The sequence below is a fragment of the Aeromicrobium sp. 9AM genome, from assembly GCF_902506105.1.
Lineage (GTDB): Bacteria > Actinomycetota > Actinomycetes > Propionibacteriales > Nocardioidaceae > Aeromicrobium.
This window is the reverse complement of the sequence record NZ_LR733304.1, coordinates 801,698-816,847: the sequence shown is the minus strand read 5'-3', so window position 1 is coordinate 816,847 and position 15,150 is coordinate 801,698. Positions and strand designations below refer to the sequence as shown.

The following is a 15,150-nucleotide window of genomic DNA, read 5'->3' as shown; positions in this document are numbered from 1 at the left end:
CCACCATTTGGTTGCACCACACAACCTGTTATATGGTTGCAGCATGCAAACACAGACCCCGCAGGTCGCGGCGACCGCCGAGGACGCCGTCATGCAGCTGATGATGGCTGCCGGCCGGCGGTTCCGAGCGCGTACCGACGGCGACACGGTCGACCCGTCGCAGGCCACGCTGCTCTACACGTTGAAGTGCCGGGGCGCGATGCGGCTCGGCGACATCGCCGAGGCCATGCAGCTCGACGCCTCCACCGTCAGCCGGCACGTCCAGCAGCTGGGTGATCGCGGATTCATCGATCGCGAACCCGATCCGGTCGACGGCCGGGCCCGCATCATCGCGCTGTCGCGCACCGGCGCCGCGACGCTCAAGAAGTCGTTCGACCAGCGCCGCGCCTTCCTCACCCAGGCCCTCGCGGACTGGGACGCCGCCGACCGCGAACGCCTGCGCCACGACCTGACTCGACTCACCGCCTCACTCGGAGCTTCCTCATGACAGACACCACCTCGGCGACCGCCACCCCCACGTACCTCTCGCACCGCCAGATCCTGGTGATCCTCGGCGGCCTGATGACGGGCATGTTCCTCGCCGCGCTCGACCAGAGCATCGTCGGCACCGCCCTCCCCCGCATCACGTCCGACCTCAACGGCCTGGACAAGCTGAGCTGGGTCGTCACGGCATACCTGCTCGCATCGACCTCCTCGACACCGCTGTGGGGCAAGATCTCCGACCTGTACGGTCGCCGGCTGATCTTCCAGATCGCGATCGTCACGTTCGTCGTCGGCTCGTTGCTGTGCGGCTTCGCCCGCAACATCGAGGAGCTCATCGCGTTCCGCGCGCTGCAGGGCGTCGGCGGCGGTGGCCTGATGGCGCTGGCGTTCGCCACGATCGGCGATGTCATCCCGCCGCGTGAGCGCGGCCGCTACATGGGCTACATGGGCGCCGTCTTCGGCACCTCCAGCGTCGCCGGCCCGCTGCTCGGTGGCTGGCTCGCTGATGGTCCGGGCTGGCGCTGGATCTTCTGGCTCAACGTCCCGATCGGCATCGTCGCGCTGGTCGTCACCTCGTACGCCCTCAAGCTGCCGCACACGCGTCGTGAGCACGTCATCGACTGGCTCGGTGCCGGGGTCCTGGTCTCCGGTGTCTCCTCGATGCTCCTGTACGTCTCGTGGGCCGGCCCCGATCACGGCTGGGGCTCGCGCCTCGGCCTCGGCCTCCTCGCCGGTGCGCTCGTGCTGACCGCGCTGTTCATCCTCATCGAGCTCCGGGCCAAGGAGCCGATCATCCCGATGGAGCTGTTCAAGGGATCGATCTTCCGCACGACCAACGCGATGTCGGTCGTCATGGGCATGTCGATGTTCGGCGCGATCATCTTCGTGCCGCTCTACCTGCAGATCGTCATGGGGATGTCGCCGACCAAGTCCGGCCTGGGCATGCTGCCGATGGTCACCGGCCTGTTCTGCACCTCGATCCCCTCAGGCAACTGGGTCACCCGGACCGGGCGCTACCGTCCGCTGCCGATCGCCAGCACGGTCGTCGTGTTCACGGCTCTCGTCGTGCTCTCGACCGCCGACGCGAACAGCCCCTACTGGCGCATCGGGCTCGGCATGTTCATCCTCGGCGCCGGTCTCGGCCTGACGATGCAGCTGCTGACCGTCATCGTGCAGAACTCGGTCGATCCCCGTCACATGGGCATCGCGACCTCGACGATCACGTTCTTCCGTACGCTCGGCGGTGCGTTCGGTGCCGCGATCTTCGGTGCCGTGCTCAACACCCGCCTGACGCACCACCTCGCAGAGACGGTCGGCGGTGGGGGCAACACACCCAAGATCAACACGAACGACGCCTCGGCCATCCATCGACTGCCGGAGCCCTTGCAGGGCAAGGTGATCGAGGCGTTCGCCAACTCGCTGCACGACGTGTTCATCGCGGCGCTGCCGATCGTCGTCATCGCGTTCGTGATCTCGCTGTTCATCAAGGAGATCCCGCTGCGTACGCGCGACACCCCGGTGCCGGCCGAGTAGCGACCTAGGCGACCATCCGTCCCTTAAGGAGGCCGCCCGCGGCCGACTGGGAGCGAAGCGAAGGGGGCTCACGTGACGCCCCTTCGCTTCGCTCCCGCCCTCGTTCCTCGGGCTAGGGGCCGGGTCCTACGGCCGGTCGCGGGCGGGGAGGTTGTCGACGACCAGGTCGTACGAGTCCTCGACGAGCTCCTCGACCAGCCCGGGCGGCAGCGTGCCGTCGATCTGCACGGTGATCCAGTGCTTCTTGTTCATGTGATAGCCGCGGGTGATCGACTCGTACGTCTCGACGAGACCCGTCACCTCGTCGGGCTCGGCCTTGAGCGTGACGTGTGTCGGTGACTCGGCGGCGGTGATCGCGAAGACCTTGCCACCGACCTTGAACACCGCGGTCTCCTCGCCGAACGGGAACGTCAGCGCTGCTCCGGGCAGCGCGAGGCACACCGCGTGGATGTCGGTCACGCGAGCCCGGGCAGGGGTTCGCCCTCGTCATCGGGCGGGTCGTCGTCGAACTGCTCGGCAACCGTGGCCAGATGTCGTACGACGCCGTTGAGGCAGGCCGCGAGAGGCACCGCGATGAGGGCCCCGACGACGCCTGCAACGACCACGCCGGCCGTGATGGCGAAGATGATCGCGAGCGGGTGCACCGCCACGAGCCGGCCCATGAGGAACGGCTGCAGGACGTGCGACTCGATCTGCTGGATGATGATCACGACGATCAGCATGAACAGCGCCGTCCATGGCCCCTGCGCGACGAGTGCCACGAGCACCGCGACCATGCCCGACAGCAGCGCGCCGATGATCGGGATGAACGCGCCGAGGAACACCAGCACGCCGATCGCGAACGTCAGTGGCACCCCGAGCACCCACGCCCCGAACGCGATGCCCATCGCGTCGGTGAGTGCGACGATCACGGTCGCGCGTACGAACGCCGTCAGCGACGCCCACGCGGTGTGACCCGATGAGTTGACCCGCTCACGCGCGCCACGGGGGAACAGGGCGACGACCCAGCTCCAGATGCGGCTGCCCTCGTAGAGGAAGAAGAACGTCGAGAACAAGGCGATGAAGAACCCGGCGAACAGGTGGGTCAGCGTCGTGCCCACCTCGCTGACACGCGAGATCACCGACGTGTCGCTCGACTGGATCGACGCCTTCGCGTTGTCGATCCAGGTCTGGATCTGGTCGTCGCTGAGCTTGAGCGGGCCGGTCTTGGCCCAGTCCTGGATCTTGGAGATGCCGTCGACGACGCTCGTGCGCAGGTCATCCGCCTGGGTCGCGAGCTGCTGGCCGACCAGCGTCAGCATGCCGAAGAACAGGACCAGTCCCGTGATGACCACGATGAACGTGGCGCCGATCCGTGGGATCTTGTGCGCCTCGAGCCAGTCGACCGCATTGACCGTCAGCGCGGTGACGAGCACGGCCACGGCGATCGGCACCGTGATCTCGGAGAAGTAGCGCAGGAAGAACACACCGAGCAGCACCGCGGACGCGATCACCAGGATGCGCCAGGCCCACTGCGTCGCGATCTCCATGCCGATCGGCACCTGATAGCGCTCCCTCACGACCCACACCTCATGCGGAGGAGCCTAGTGGTGTCTCGTCGTCGGAACCTCCCGGCGCTCCGGGGAGTTCAACCCCACGTGAAGAAGGTCGTGGCGGTCGTGCCGGTGCTGGTCGCGCTGACGGCATCAGCATGCTCATCGCCGGACTCGTCCGCGGGGCCGTCGCCGGAGCCCACCAACCCAGCATCGTCGCGCCCGACCACGACGCCAGCGCCCAACCCGTACGCCTCGCTCTCCGCCGCGGAGCTGGGCGCGCGACTCCTGTCGGCGGCGGCCATGGGACGCAGCACCGAGGTCCGGCAGCTCCTCGACGCCGGCGCCGACACGGAGGTACGCGACTCCCATCGCCGTACGCCCTTGCTGCTGGCCGTGACACGTGACCGGGTGCCGGTCGCGCGTGCCCTGGTCGCGGCCGGTGCCGACCCGGACACCCTCGACGACCGGCACGACACCCCGTGGCTGGTCACCGGCGTGACCGGCAGCGTCGCGATGGCGAAGGTCGTCCTGAGGGCCGACCCGGACCTCACGATCCGCAACCGGTTCGGTGGGCTCGCGCACATACCGGCGAGCGAGCGCGGTCACGCCGACTACGTGGCGTACGTGCTCGAGCACACCGACATCCGCGTCGACCACGTCAACGACCTCGGCTGGACGGCGCTGCTCGAGGCAGTGATCCTCGGCAAGGGAACAAGACCATGGCAGCGCATTGTTGAATCACTGGTCGACCACGGTGCGGACGTGTCGATCGCCGACCGCGACGGCGTGACTCCCCTGGAGCACGCACGGCACCGAGGCTTTGTCGCTGTCGCTCGGATCCTCGAGCGTGCGTGAATCCGTAAACTCGACATGAGAGGTGAGACCCCATGATCTTCAGCCGCAGCAAGTCCGAGCTTCCCGGCGCCGACAGCGCGCTCCCCGGCCGCGAGGGCCGGCAGTACCAGGTGGGTGGCACGCACCTGACCCTCGGCAATCCCGTCGAGACCCAGGCGCCCGACGGCTTCGGTGTCGCGGTCTTCGGCCTCGGATGCTTCTGGGGCGAGGAGAAGACGTTCTGGGAGGTTCCGGGCGTCTGGTCGACATCGGTCGGCTATGCCGGCGGCGTCACGCCGAACCCGACCTACGAAGAGGTCTGCACCGGTCGCACCGGGCACGCCGAGGTCGTACGGGTCATCTTCGACCCGGCCAAGGTGACGTACGACGACCTGCTCAAGGTGTTCTGGGAGAACCACGACCCGACGCAGGGCATGCGCCAGGGCAACGACCGCGGCACGCAGTACCGCTCGGTCATTCTCACGACGACGCCCGAGCAGCAGGCGCAGGCCGAGGCGTCGCGCGAGGCGTACCAGGTGCGCATGACCGAGGCGGGCTACGGCGAGATCACGACGTCGATCCTGCCGCTCGACAAGTACTACTACGCCGAGGACTACCACCAGCAGTACCTCGTCAAGAACCCCTTCGGCTACTGCCCGCTGCACGCCACGGGCGTCTCGTACGCCTGACGGTCGCTTGCGTCATAGGAATCGTGGTTCATGGGCCTCGATTCCTATGACGCTACGGCCCATGCCCTGAACGGGTCTGATCGACTCTCGGTGAAGACACTGCGTCGTGGACAATGGCGGCATGTCACAACCTGACCGAGTACTCCCCAACGTCGTCTCCACCATCATCATCACGACGTTGGTGGCGTCCTTCTTCATGGCAGAGAAGGCGTACGTGGGAGGCATGGTGGTGGCGATCCCGACACTGATTTACGTCCAGTACAGCCGTTGGGTCGCGCAGAGAACCGCTGCGAGGGTCGAGCGGTGACTTAGGGCCCAGCCACAACGTGGATCTGGGCCTTGGTCCACCCAAGCGGCTAGGGAAGCCGGACGCGCTCGGTCTCGCGATCGGAGCCGAGGTAGACGATCCACACGTCGCCACCGCGTCGACGGAGCTCGAATCCCTCGCGGTTGAACGTGTCGGTGTCCGCCGTGGCAATCAGCCTTGGTCCGACGAGGCGATAGAGACGGCCATCCTTTCGGTACAGGCGTAGATAGAGCTCATTGCCGGGGCCAAGGAAGCCCACCTGCGAAGCAATGAGGTACTCGCTGTCGTCCACCGTGAACGTGTGGGTCTCGGCCTCGGTGTCATAGAGGAGGCCGCCTAACAGGAACGTGAGGCCGGCGCACGGCAGCGCGGCGAACCACAGCGCCACCGCCAACAGGTCGGCCCACCATCTCCGTGGCCGCAACATGACGATCGTCAGCGGCACGGCCACGGCGAGCCCCATGGCCAGGACGGCCACCATCCCCAGCACCACCTGCACCTTCCCTGACTGGAACGGGCCGAGCATCATGACCGTGTCGTAGTCGGGTGCGAGCTCGCCGAGAACGTACGCGGCTCCGGCTGTGACCAACGCCGTCGACCCGAACACCGCAGCCCATCGCCGGCCTCGCCTCCACGGGGACGCGTGCAACGGTTGATCGCCGTCGACGACGCTCAACGGACGGTCTGACCGGGACACTCCGGGTCGGCGATCCAATCACCCCGGTGGTCGGCGATCGTCGAGCGGGCGCGTGAGCGGCCGAGGTTCCACTCCAGCCAGTCGTCGTGCGTACGGCCGTCGAGCGACACCGCGCACTCCACGAGGTTCGGCGGCAGCGTCGACAGCACGGGGAGCGCGTCGTCGGACAGCCCTTGAAGGTAGGTCCAGTCGACCTTGCCGCTGGACTCGTAGCGGTCGATGTTGTGCCTCGCGATCCACGCGTCGGGGTTGATCGCAGCGAGCCCGAGCAGCAGCACGACACCGCTGAACAGGGCGAACCGTGGCAGCCACACGGCTCGCAGCGCGAACCCGCCGGCGATCATCGCCAGCACCAGCACGCCGAGCCAGCCCTCGAACACGTCGACCAGCAGCCGCAGGCGGGTGAACCCGTACGCGTCCTGGTAGACGTGCATCCGATAGAGCGCCGATGCGACGACGACCAGCGTCAGCACGCACAGCAGGCCGAGCGAGCCGCGGATCCAGGTGCGGTCCGACGAGGTCTCCCGCGGCGCCTTGCGCGAGGCCGCCCACACGACCAGCAGCGTGAGCGCGGTGGCGACTGTCAGCTGCCCGAAGCCCTGGTGGACGTACTCCGCATACGTGAGGCCGGTCGTACGCCTGAGGTAGTCGTGCCCGCCGAAGATGACGGCGGCCTGCGCGACCAGGAACACCGCGAACACCGCGTCGACGACCAGCACCGGCGCGAGCCACTCGAACCGGTGCGAGACCGGGCGGACGGCCCGCTCGCCACGGTTGACCTCGGGCGGGTTGAGGGCGAGGTAGGCGGCGGCCAGCACGACCCCGCCGACGAAGAAGGCGATGAACACCCGCAGGGCGAACGCGGCCGATCCGACGTCGGGCACGATCGCCCCGACCCACTCGGCGAACAGGGCATCCGCCGACGCGAACAGCAGGGCGAACACCGTCACCGCCAGCACCGACACCACGGCCGTACGCACGAGCGCCGCACCGCCGCCGATGCCGGTGACCCGCCGCAGCGTGCGGCCCAGCCAGGGCATGCCGCGAACCCCGGCCAACGGCCAGGCGATGCCGGCGAGCACGAAGGACACCATGGTCCGGCCCCGCACCAGGCCGATGAGGCACAGTCCGGCGCCGACGACCAGGCAGAGGAACACGATCCACTCGGCGTCCCTCAGCAGGGCCGTGACGGACAACGCCAGGCACAGGCCGGCGCAGGTGCGGGTGAACGGGTCGCGGCGATGGCGGCTCGCGCTGAGCACGACACCACCGGCGGCGACCAGCACGAGGAACACCGCGAGCCCGTGATCGCGGAACGGGAGGATCGCACCGGCGAGCACTCCAACGCCCAGCGCGCCGAGCAGCACTCGCACGTTGCCGGGCACGCGCACCTCGGGCCAGAAGTCGCCGAACGCGCTGTCGGTCAGGAAGGGCATGGGCTCGTCGCGGTACGGCGGGAGCGGTGCGGCAGCGTGTGTGGCGGCGGACTGGGGCATGGGGAGCTCCTGGGTACGAGTGAGGGTCGGGTTGAGCGGCAGGTCTGCCAGGACGCGGGCACCGGACTCGCCGGGTTCGGGGTTCGCGAAGCCGATCGACCCCTGGTGCAGGTCGGTCACCCATCGGGCGATCGCCAGACCGAGACCGGTCCCGCCGCCGCCGTCGATGTCGGTGAGCGTGCCGAACCGCTCGAACGCGTGCTCCCGGTTGGCGGGCGCCACACCGGGGCCTTGGTCGGCGACGACGAGATGCCAGTGGTCGCCGAAGACGTCAGCGCGTACGTTCACCGTCCCGCCGGGCGGGCTGTGCCGCGACGCGTTGTCGAGCAGGTTGGCCACGAGCTGGCGCAGCCGCGCCGGGTCGCCCTTGGCGACGAGGTCGGGCGGATTGACCTGCACGGCGTACGCGACCTCGCGGCCGCTGATCCGGAGCTCGGCGACGGCAGCCTCCAGCAACGGTCCGACCTCGATGTCCTGCAGATCGAGCGGCGCCTTGCCGGCATCGACGCGCGACAGGTCAAGCAGGTCGGTGACCAGGGCGGTCATCCGCTCCCCCTGCTCCAACGCGGCGCGGAGCGTCTCGGGGTCCGGTTCGGCGACGCCGTCGGCGAGATTCTCCAGCACCGCGCACAGGGCGGCGAGGGGCGTACGGAGCTCGTGGCTGACGTTGGCGACCAGCTCGCGGCGTTGCCGGTCGACCCCGGCCAGCTCCTCGGCCATGCGGTTGAACGCCCGGGCCAGCTCGCCGATCTCGTCGCGGGACGTCTCGGCGACGCGTACGGAGTGGTCCCCCGTCGCCATGCGCCTGGCGGCCGCGGTCATCTCCCGCAGTGGCGAGGTCATGCCCACCGCGAGGAGCTGCGTCACCGCGAGGGCGAGGGCGATCGTGACAGGGATGCTGAGCCAGATCGGCACGCCACCGGCGGATCCGATCGTGCCGACCACCGTGGCGACCGTGACGCTGGCGGCGACCAGCAGTCCCAGCTTGACCTTGACCGAGCGGACCTGGTCGAGGGGGCGGGCCGTCATCGGGAAGTCCCGCTCTCGAGGGCGTACCCGACGCCGTGCACGGTCCGTACGCGATCGGCACCGATCTTGGCGCGCAACGCCTTGACGTGGCTGTCGACCGTACGAGTGCCGGACGCGTCGGGCCAGCCCCAGACCTCGGCGAGCAGGTGCTCGCGGGTGAGCACGACGCCGGGACTTGCCGCGAGGCACAGCAGCAGGTCGAACTCGGTCGGCGTCAGGTGCACCTCGTCGTCGCCGGTCCAGACCCGCCTGGCACCGGGGTCGACCCTCAGGTCGCCGAGGTCGGCCATGCCCTGACCGGCGAGCTCGGCTGCGCGGTCGACCCGGCGCAGTAGGGCTGCGACCCGCGCGACCAGCTCGCGCATGCGGAACGGCTTGGTGAGGTAGTCGTCCGCGCCGACCGCCAGGCCCACGAGGATGTCGGCCTCGTCATCGCGCGCGGTGAGCATCAGCACCGGCACCGGACGCACGGCCTGGATACGGCGGCACACCTCGTGGCCGTCGAAGCCCGGCAGCATCACGTCCAGCAGCACCAGGTCGGGCTCGTGCGTCGTGAACGCCTCGACGGCACCGGGTCCATCCCATGCGCGGACCACGTCATAGCCCTCCGCGACCAGCCGGTCGGTGACCGCGCCGTTGATGATGGGCTCGTCCTCGACGACGAGGATGCGGCGGGGTGCGGTCATGCCATCAGCGTATGAGCGTCGCTGGTCGGGAATCGGGGTCGACTCGTGAAGATCCTGTGCAGGTTGTCGCGACTAGGACGCGGCCAGCGGACCGGCAGGTCGTACTCCCGCCGGACGCTCGCTCCGTCGGCGCCCAGGTCGGCGCCGTAGACGTGGAGCGAGATCGCGGTGACGTCGCCGGTGTTGTGCACGCGGTGGATGTCGCCGGGAGGGGCGAAGCCACTGGCCTCGCCGACCCGGTTCTCCGCCCTCCCGATCTCCGTGAGGTGGTCGACGTGGTCGCGGTAGAGCGTCTCGTACTCGACGCCCTGCAGCACGACGAACGCACACCAGGCGATGTGGTCGTGGATCGCGGTGAGCTGCCCCGGCTGCCACACGACGGCCTTGACCGAGAATGCCGCCTCGGTGTGCAGCACGTGGCTGATCAGCTCGTCCGGGTCGCCGAGGCGTTCCTGCTCGGTCAGCAGGTCGACGCCGGGCGTCTGTTCCCGCAGGACGTCGGCCACCGCCAACGCCGTACGGCGGTGATCGAGACCCCGCGCGGTCTGGTCCCGGATGCCGTCCAGGAGCTCGGGCAGGCCCACCCGGGCCGGCTGTGTCGGGTATGTCGTGGAGTTCATGACTTCAGGATGGATCCGCCGATTCATCACGTCCAATGCCAATTCGGGAAGCAAATCATCGATAGAGTTGATGAATGCTCGATCTCAACCGCCTTCGCGTCCTCGCCGCTGTCGCCCGCCATGGATCGGTGACCGCCGCCGCGCAGGAGCTCCACTACTCCCAGCCGTCGGTCAGTCACCACCTCGCCCGGCTCGAGGCCGAGACGGGTGCGCAGCTGTTCCAACGGGTCGGCCGCGGCATCCGGCTCACCGAGGCCGGGCTGGTCCTGGCGGAGCGGGCGACGGAGATCCTCGGCCGGGTCGAGTCGGCCTCGGCCGAGCTCGACGCGCATGTCGGGCTCAGCGCCGGCCGGGTCCGGGTCGCCGTGTTCGGCTCCGCGCTGGTCGCCCTCATGCCCGAGGTCTCGGCCCAGCTCGCGGACCGGCACCCCGGCCTGCAGCTGGACCTCGTCGACACACATCCCCCCGAGGCCATCTCGATGCTGCGCGCCGGCGAGGTCGACCTGGCCGTCGTGTTCCGCTACGACGAGACCGAGCCAGATCCCCCCGGCATCCGGTTGACGCACGTGCAGGACGACCCGACCTATCTCCTGACGCCCGACGACCGCAGCACGATCGCCCAGCACCGCGACAGCCGCTGGGTCGCCGGATGCGTCCGCTGCCGGGCACACCTCGTCGAGCTGTGCGGTCGCGAGGGGTTTGAGCCCGAGGTCGCCTTCACCACCGACGACATGGTCGGCATCCAGGCCCTGGTCGCCGCCGGCATGGGGGTGGCGACGATCCCCGGCCTGGCTCTGCGTGGACACCGCAACCCCGACATCAAAGCGTACGAGATCCCCGGGGCGCCGAGGCACGTCTACGCGGCGACGTACGGGGAACCGCCCGACCCGCCACCGACGGCCGCACTGCTGGACGTCCTGGTGTCGCTCGCCTGACGCTACGACGTCTCCGCGGCGATCACGACGATGATCGTCCCGATCGTGAGGAACGCGAGAAAGAACGCGAGGGCCAGCCAGCGTGTGCCCGACATGTTGTCCTCCACTCCGGACGAGCGTCTCTCGTCGCGTACGTTGCGCGACTACCCCTGACGACCGGCGGGCAATCGCGGGCGGGCGTTACCTGCACGCGTCGGCGGGTACGTGACCTGACATCAGCGACTGAGGAGGAAGCCATGACCGTGCCACCCACTCCCGAACCAGACGACGTGCCTTAGGTCCCTGACGACGTGGCCGAAGGCGACCTGGCAGCACAGTCGGAGAGCGCGTGGCCGGACGATGACGCCCAGGACCTCGTACCCGACGGGGACCGCGTCGTGCCCGACCTCGACGAGGGATGACGGCCGGCCCCGACCGACGCTGCTAGTTTCGGCCGATGGGCTTCACCCGCGCCGAGCTGCTGTCGTACGCCGGGCACACGATCCCCGACCTGGTCGGTGACGACCTGCGGCTGCTGTTCGTCGGCATCAACCCCGGCCTCGTGAGCGCCGCGACGGGACTGCACTTCGCCCGAGCGGGCAACCGGTTCTATCCCGCACTGCGCCTTGCCGGCATCCTGCCCGCGGACGTCATGACGCCGGAGGACGCCAGGCCTGCTCTGCTGAGCCGCGGCGTCGGCATCACCAACATCGTCGCCCGTGCCTCTGCTCGCGCCGACGAGCTGAGCGCGAGCGAGCTGGTGGAGGGCCGCGCTCGCCTCGAGGCATTCGTCGAGGAGCATCGGCCCCGCATCGTCGCGATCGCCGGCATCACGTCGTACCGCACGGCCTTCGGTCGCAAGGCCGCACACGCGGGCCGCCAGGAGGAGCCGATCGGCGACGCGCAGCTGTGGGTCGTGCCCAATCCCAGCGGGCTGAACGCCCACGAGACGGTCGACTCGCTGGCTGCCGCCTATCGCGAGGCGGCCGTCGCGGCCGGCGTGGTCCAGCCCGCCGACTGAGCGGTGGTCAGGCCGACTTCGCCTTGGCCTTCATGACGTGAGGCATCACGCCGTAGAGCGCGAGGATCAGCGCCTTGACCGCCTCGGCGACCGTCTCGCCGTCAGGCGTGAGGCGATAGTCGACGTTGGGCGGCATCGTCGACTGCACGTGACGCTCGACCAGACCGTCGGCCTCCAGGGACTTGAGCGTCTGCGACAGCATCTTGTCGCTGACGCCGTCGACGCAGCGCCGCAGCTCGCCGAAGCGCGCCGGCTCGGGACTGAGTGCCGCGAGCGTGAGGGAACCCCATCGGCTCGTGACGTGCTCGAGCACCTCACGCGACGGGCATGCGCCGTTGAACACGTCGAACGGTCGTCTCGGATCCTCAGCCATGATGCGTCCTCCTGTTGACCGCAGACTAGCACTTCGTTAGTGCTTACTCAAAGTTTGTGCTTTCTGATCGTTAGTGTACGTTCGAGAGCGACACCCACCGAGAGGAACCACCCATGACCATCGCCGTCACCGCTGCCACTGGACAGCTGGGCACGCTCGTCGTCGACGCGCTGCTCGCACGTACGACTCCCGACCAGATCGTCGCGATCGTGCGCGACGCCGCCAAGGCCGAGCCGCTCGCCGCCAAGGGCGTCGACGTACGCATCGCGGGCTACGACGACACCGCCGCCCTCGAAGCCGCTCTCGCCGGCATCGACCGGGTGCTGCTGATCTCGGGCAACGAGTTCGGCAAGCGCACGCAGCAGCACCGCAACGTGATCGACGCTGTGATCGCCAACGACGTCTCACGCGTGGTCTACACCAGCGCGCCCCAGGTCGACACGTCGACGCTTCCTGTCGCACCCGAACACCTCGAGACCGAGCAGTACCTCGCCTCGACCGCCGTGGATCACGTCGTGCTGCGCAACAACTGGTACCACGAGAACTACGCATCGGCCGTCGAGACCGCTGCCGCCACCGGCTCGGTCCTGACCAGCGCCGGCGACGGTCGCGTGGCCAGCGCTGCACGCCAGGACTTCGCCGAGGCCGCTGCCGTCATCCTGACCACCGACGGACCGGTCAAGCGTGTCTATGAGCTGGCCGGCGACGTCGCCTGGACGCACGACGATCTCGCCGCTGCGCTCTCCGAGGTCGTCGGCAAGCCGGTCTCGGTCGCCAACGTGTCCGCCGACGAGCAGTCCGCGATCCTCACCTCGGTAGGCCTCGATGCCGGCCTCATCGGCTTCATCACGGGAGTCGACGCCGGGATCAAGCAGGGCGACCTCGAGCTCGCCACCGGCGAGCTGAGCTCGCTGATCGGCCGTCCCACGACCCCGATCGTCGAGACGCTCCGCAGCCTCGCCTGACGCGTACGCCGGGTCCGGAACAGTCCGGGCCCGGCGTTAACGTCGAGGCATGGAGCAACGACTCAGCCTGATCACGCTCGGCGTCGAAGATCTCGACCGGGCCCGCCGCTTCTACGAGGACGGGCTCGGCTGGACCAAGGGCAACCCCGAGGACGAGGTCGCGTTCTACCAGCTCAACGGCCTGGTCCTCGCCCTCTGGACGCGCCCCGACCTGGCCCAGGACGCCCGCGTCACCGACACCGGCGCCTCGTTCAGCGGCATCAGCATCGCCTTCAACACGCGGTCACACGACGAGGTCGACGAGATCCTCGCGCAGGCCGAGGCCGCCGGCGGCAGGATCCTCAAGCCCGGCGAGGAGCAGCCGTGGGGTGGCTACTCCGGCTACTTCGCCGATCCCGACGGGCACCCGTGGGAAGTCGCCTGGAACCCCGGCTGGTCGATCGACGAGACCGGGCACACCTCGCTCGGCTCGGCCTGACCGGCCTCCGCCGCGGCCGCGACGCGTGCAGGCGTACGCGGGGTGATCGTCAGCTCGAAGCCCCGCGGCATCAGGGTGAGCCGCTCCGCGATCTCCAGCTCGTAGTCCGGATCGCCCGCGATGTCGTAGCGGTGCAGCAGGCGCGCCAGCACCAGGATCGCCTCGTGCAGGGCGAACTGCCGGCCGATGCACGACCGCTCGCCCGTGCCGAACGGCTTGTACGAGTGGGGCAGCCGGCCCCGCGCGTTCTCCGGCAGGAACCGGTCGGGGTCGAACTCCCCAGCATCCTCGCCCCAGACCTCAGGATCGCGGTGCATCATCGGCAGCACCACGATGGCCCAGTCCTCGGGCCGCATCGTGTGCCCCGTGCTCAGCACCGTCGTCTCGCGCGGACTGCGGGTGAACGCCGGCGCCGTCGGCCACAGGCGTAGGCCCTCGTCGAGCACCCGTCGCAGGTAGCGGAACTTCGCCACCTGCTCGAACGTGGGCTCGGTGTCACGATTGGGACCCAGGACCTCGTCGACCTCGGCCTGCGCCTTGGCCAGTACGGCGGGATCACGGGAGAGGTAGTAGAGCGCGAAGGACAGCGCACCCGAGGTCGTCTCGTGACCGGCGACCAGGAACGTCAGGATCTGGTGCCGGATGTTGAGGTCGTCGAGCCGTTCGCCGGTCTCCGGGTGCGGGGTGTGCAGCATGATGCCGAGCAGGTCACAGTCGTCGGCCTCACCTGTCCGCCGCTCGGCGATGATGCCGTCGAGCAGCGAGTCGACGTACGCCTGGTGGTGGGCGTTCTTGCGGTCGATCCGCCTGGCCATCAGCCCGGCGCCCGGCATCGCGTTGAGCGAGCCCTTGCGCTGCCCCGCCTGCAGAGCCGCGATCATCGCCGGGATGAACGGGTGCGGCTCGGCCCGGCTGAACGAGCCGAAGTCGGTGCTGAACGCCGTACGGCTGATGGTCTCCATCGTCAGCTTCGTCATGTCCGCCGAGACGTCGACGGGACCCTCCCGGCTGTCCCAGCTGTCGAACAGCTCCTGCGCTGCCGCGAGCATCACCGGGTGGTAGCGCTGCATCGCCGCCTTGGTGAAGGCCGGCCGCAGCAGGTCGTGCGCCAGCGTCCAGTTGGTCTCGTCGTTGTACGCCGTGAAGAGCCCCTGCCCCGCGAACTCGCGCAGCGCGACCAGCGCGGGCGAGAGAGCCTTCTCGAATCGCGACTCGTCGGCGAGCTCGGCCGCAAGCTCGGCCCCGGTCACGAACACGAACTTCTGGTCGAACACCTGCATCTCGAAGATCGGCCCGAGCCCCTCGGCCCGGCGCATCGTGCTCTGCAGCGGCGCCCGGACGTCGGTGCCGAGTGCATCACCGACGACCGGCTTGCGACCCGACGGATGAGGGAAGGTCTGACCCGACCAGTCGTTGCGCACGGCGACTCCTTATTGGACAACAATTCAGTAGTGCTACTCTAGCCCCTGTTGAACCGGTGTCAAGTAGTC

The 15,150-nt window shown here is 69.0% G+C and carries 17 protein-coding genes; 9 read left to right on the top strand and 8 right to left on the bottom strand.

What is annotated here, in order from left to right:
• The first annotated feature begins 43 nt into the window (after nucleotides 1-43).
• A complete protein-coding gene (locus BOSE46_RS10130) occupies nucleotides 44-487 on the top strand; it encodes a MarR family winged helix-turn-helix transcriptional regulator (RefSeq protein WP_159540122.1) in 444 nt (147 codons plus the stop codon).
• Nucleotides 484-2,016, top strand: coding sequence for an MDR family MFS transporter (locus BOSE46_RS10125; RefSeq protein ID WP_159540121.1), 1,533 nt, complete (start codon nucleotides 484-486; stop codon nucleotides 2,014-2,016). The genes BOSE46_RS10130 and BOSE46_RS10125 overlap by 4 nt, the downstream gene beginning before the upstream one ends.
• Nucleotides 2,017-2,142: 126 nt before the next feature.
• On the opposite strand, the gene BOSE46_RS10120 is transcribed toward BOSE46_RS10125, so the two are convergent.
• A complete protein-coding gene (locus BOSE46_RS10120; RefSeq protein ID WP_159540120.1) occupies nucleotides 2,143-2,475 on the bottom strand; it encodes an MmcQ/YjbR family DNA-binding protein in 333 nt (110 codons plus the stop codon).
• On the bottom strand, nucleotides 2,472-3,575 hold the full coding sequence (locus BOSE46_RS10115) for an AI-2E family transporter (RefSeq protein WP_159540119.1): 1,104 nt from the start codon (nucleotides 3,573-3,575) through the stop codon (nucleotides 2,472-2,474). The genes BOSE46_RS10120 and BOSE46_RS10115 overlap by 4 nt, the downstream gene beginning before the upstream one ends.
• 78 nt (nucleotides 3,576-3,653) lie before the next feature.
• Here BOSE46_RS10115 and BOSE46_RS10110 point away from each other — a divergent pair, with 78 nt between their 5' ends.
• From BOSE46_RS10110 to BOSE46_RS10100, 3 genes are all read left to right on the top strand, one after another.
• Nucleotides 3,654-4,406, top strand: a complete 753-nt coding sequence (locus tag BOSE46_RS10110) for an ankyrin repeat domain-containing protein (RefSeq protein ID WP_201299597.1) — start codon at nucleotides 3,654-3,656, stop codon at nucleotides 4,404-4,406.
• Nucleotides 4,407-4,438: 32 nt separating this feature from the next.
• Nucleotides 4,439-5,074 carry a peptide-methionine (S)-S-oxide reductase MsrA gene (msrA, locus tag BOSE46_RS10105; protein WP_159540118.1) on the top strand — a complete coding sequence of 212 codons (636 nt, stop codon included), beginning with the start codon at nucleotides 4,439-4,441 and terminating at the stop codon, nucleotides 5,072-5,074.
• Between the two features lie 121 nt (nucleotides 5,075-5,195).
• Nucleotides 5,196-5,381 carry a hypothetical protein gene (locus BOSE46_RS10100; protein WP_159540117.1) on the top strand — a complete coding sequence of 62 codons (186 nt, stop codon included), beginning with the start codon at nucleotides 5,196-5,198 and terminating at the stop codon, nucleotides 5,379-5,381.
• Between the two features lie 49 nt (nucleotides 5,382-5,430).
• Here the strand turns inward: BOSE46_RS10100 and BOSE46_RS10095 are convergent, their stop codons facing one another.
• From BOSE46_RS10095 to BOSE46_RS10080, 4 genes are all read right to left on the bottom strand, one after another.
• A complete protein-coding gene (locus BOSE46_RS10095; protein WP_159540116.1) occupies nucleotides 5,431-5,910 on the bottom strand; it encodes a hypothetical protein in 480 nt (159 codons plus the stop codon).
• A gap of 143 nt (nucleotides 5,911-6,053) precedes the next feature.
• On the bottom strand, nucleotides 6,054-8,603 hold the full coding sequence (locus BOSE46_RS10090) for a DUF4153 domain-containing protein (protein WP_159540115.1): 2,550 nt from the start codon (nucleotides 8,601-8,603) through the stop codon (nucleotides 6,054-6,056).
• Nucleotides 8,600-9,289, bottom strand: a complete 690-nt coding sequence (locus BOSE46_RS10085; protein WP_159540114.1) for a response regulator transcription factor — start codon at nucleotides 9,287-9,289, stop codon at nucleotides 8,600-8,602. Before BOSE46_RS10085 ends, BOSE46_RS10090 begins: the two co-directional genes overlap by 4 nt.
• Entirely contained in the window at nucleotides 9,286-9,909 is a 624-nt protein-coding gene (locus tag BOSE46_RS10080) for a cysteine dioxygenase family protein (protein WP_159540113.1), read from the bottom strand. Before BOSE46_RS10080 ends, BOSE46_RS10085 begins: the two co-directional genes overlap by 4 nt.
• Nucleotides 9,910-9,983: 74 nt before the next feature.
• Here BOSE46_RS10080 and BOSE46_RS10075 point away from each other — a divergent pair, with 74 nt between their 5' ends.
• On the top strand, nucleotides 9,984-10,844 hold the full coding sequence (locus BOSE46_RS10075; protein ID WP_159540112.1) for a LysR family transcriptional regulator: 861 nt from the start codon (nucleotides 9,984-9,986) through the stop codon (nucleotides 10,842-10,844).
• Between the two features lie 436 nt (nucleotides 10,845-11,280).
• On the top strand, nucleotides 11,281-11,844 hold the full coding sequence (locus tag BOSE46_RS10070) for a mismatch-specific DNA-glycosylase (protein WP_159540111.1): 564 nt from the start codon (nucleotides 11,281-11,283) through the stop codon (nucleotides 11,842-11,844).
• A 7-nt stretch (nucleotides 11,845-11,851) separates the two neighbouring features.
• Here the strand turns inward: BOSE46_RS10070 and BOSE46_RS10065 are convergent, their stop codons facing one another.
• Nucleotides 11,852-12,217: a helix-turn-helix domain-containing protein gene (locus tag BOSE46_RS10065; RefSeq protein ID WP_159540110.1), complete on the bottom strand. Its 366-nt coding sequence runs from the start codon at nucleotides 12,215-12,217 to the stop codon at nucleotides 11,852-11,854.
• A 113-nt stretch (nucleotides 12,218-12,330) separates the two neighbouring features.
• Here BOSE46_RS10065 and BOSE46_RS10060 point away from each other — a divergent pair, with 113 nt between their 5' ends.
• On the top strand, nucleotides 12,331-13,182 hold the full coding sequence (locus BOSE46_RS10060; protein WP_159540109.1) for an SDR family oxidoreductase: 852 nt from the start codon (nucleotides 12,331-12,333) through the stop codon (nucleotides 13,180-13,182).
• 49 nt (nucleotides 13,183-13,231) lie between these two features.
• Nucleotides 13,232-13,660 carry a VOC family protein gene (locus tag BOSE46_RS10055; RefSeq protein WP_159540108.1) on the top strand — a complete coding sequence of 143 codons (429 nt, stop codon included), beginning with the start codon at nucleotides 13,232-13,234 and terminating at the stop codon, nucleotides 13,658-13,660.
• On the opposite strand, the gene BOSE46_RS10050 is transcribed toward BOSE46_RS10055, so the two are convergent.
• Nucleotides 13,564-15,081, bottom strand: coding sequence for a cytochrome P450 (locus BOSE46_RS10050; protein ID WP_159540107.1), 1,518 nt, complete (start codon nucleotides 15,079-15,081; stop codon nucleotides 13,564-13,566). The genes BOSE46_RS10055 and BOSE46_RS10050 overlap by 97 nt on opposite strands.
• Nucleotides 15,082-15,150 lie beyond the last annotated feature (69 nt).

Excerpts from the sequence above, each read along its gene's own strand:
- BOSE46_RS10065 (WP_159540110.1), bottom strand. The coding sequence starts at position 12,217 with ATGGCTGAGGATCCGAGACGACCGTTCGACGTGTTCAACGGCGCATGC.
- BOSE46_RS10125 (WP_159540121.1), top strand. The coding sequence starts at position 484 with ATGACAGACACCACCTCGGCGACCGCCACCCCCACGTACCTCTCGCAC.
- BOSE46_RS10070 (WP_159540111.1), top strand. The coding sequence starts at position 11,281 with ATGGGCTTCACCCGCGCCGAGCTGCTGTCGTACGCCGGGCACACGATC.
- BOSE46_RS10100 (WP_159540117.1), top strand. The coding sequence starts at position 5,196 with ATGTCACAACCTGACCGAGTACTCCCCAACGTCGTCTCCACCATCATC.
- BOSE46_RS10075 (WP_159540112.1), top strand. The coding sequence starts at position 9,984 with ATGCTCGATCTCAACCGCCTTCGCGTCCTCGCCGCTGTCGCCCGCCAT.
- BOSE46_RS10060 (WP_159540109.1), top strand. The coding sequence starts at position 12,331 with ATGACCATCGCCGTCACCGCTGCCACTGGACAGCTGGGCACGCTCGTC.
- BOSE46_RS10085 (WP_159540114.1), bottom strand. The coding sequence starts at position 9,289 with ATGACCGCACCCCGCCGCATCCTCGTCGTCGAGGACGAGCCCATCATC.
- BOSE46_RS10095 (WP_159540116.1), bottom strand. The coding sequence starts at position 5,910 with ATGATGCTCGGCCCGTTCCAGTCAGGGAAGGTGCAGGTGGTGCTGGGG.
- BOSE46_RS10080 (WP_159540113.1), bottom strand. The coding sequence starts at position 9,909 with ATGAACTCCACGACATACCCGACACAGCCGGCCCGGGTGGGCCTGCCC.
- BOSE46_RS10130 (WP_159540122.1), top strand. The coding sequence starts at position 44 with ATGCAAACACAGACCCCGCAGGTCGCGGCGACCGCCGAGGACGCCGTC.
- BOSE46_RS10090 (WP_159540115.1), bottom strand. The coding sequence starts at position 8,603 with ATGACGGCCCGCCCCCTCGACCAGGTCCGCTCGGTCAAGGTCAAGCTG.
- msrA (WP_159540118.1), top strand. The coding sequence starts at position 4,439 with ATGATCTTCAGCCGCAGCAAGTCCGAGCTTCCCGGCGCCGACAGCGCG.
- BOSE46_RS10055 (WP_159540108.1), top strand. The coding sequence starts at position 13,232 with ATGGAGCAACGACTCAGCCTGATCACGCTCGGCGTCGAAGATCTCGAC.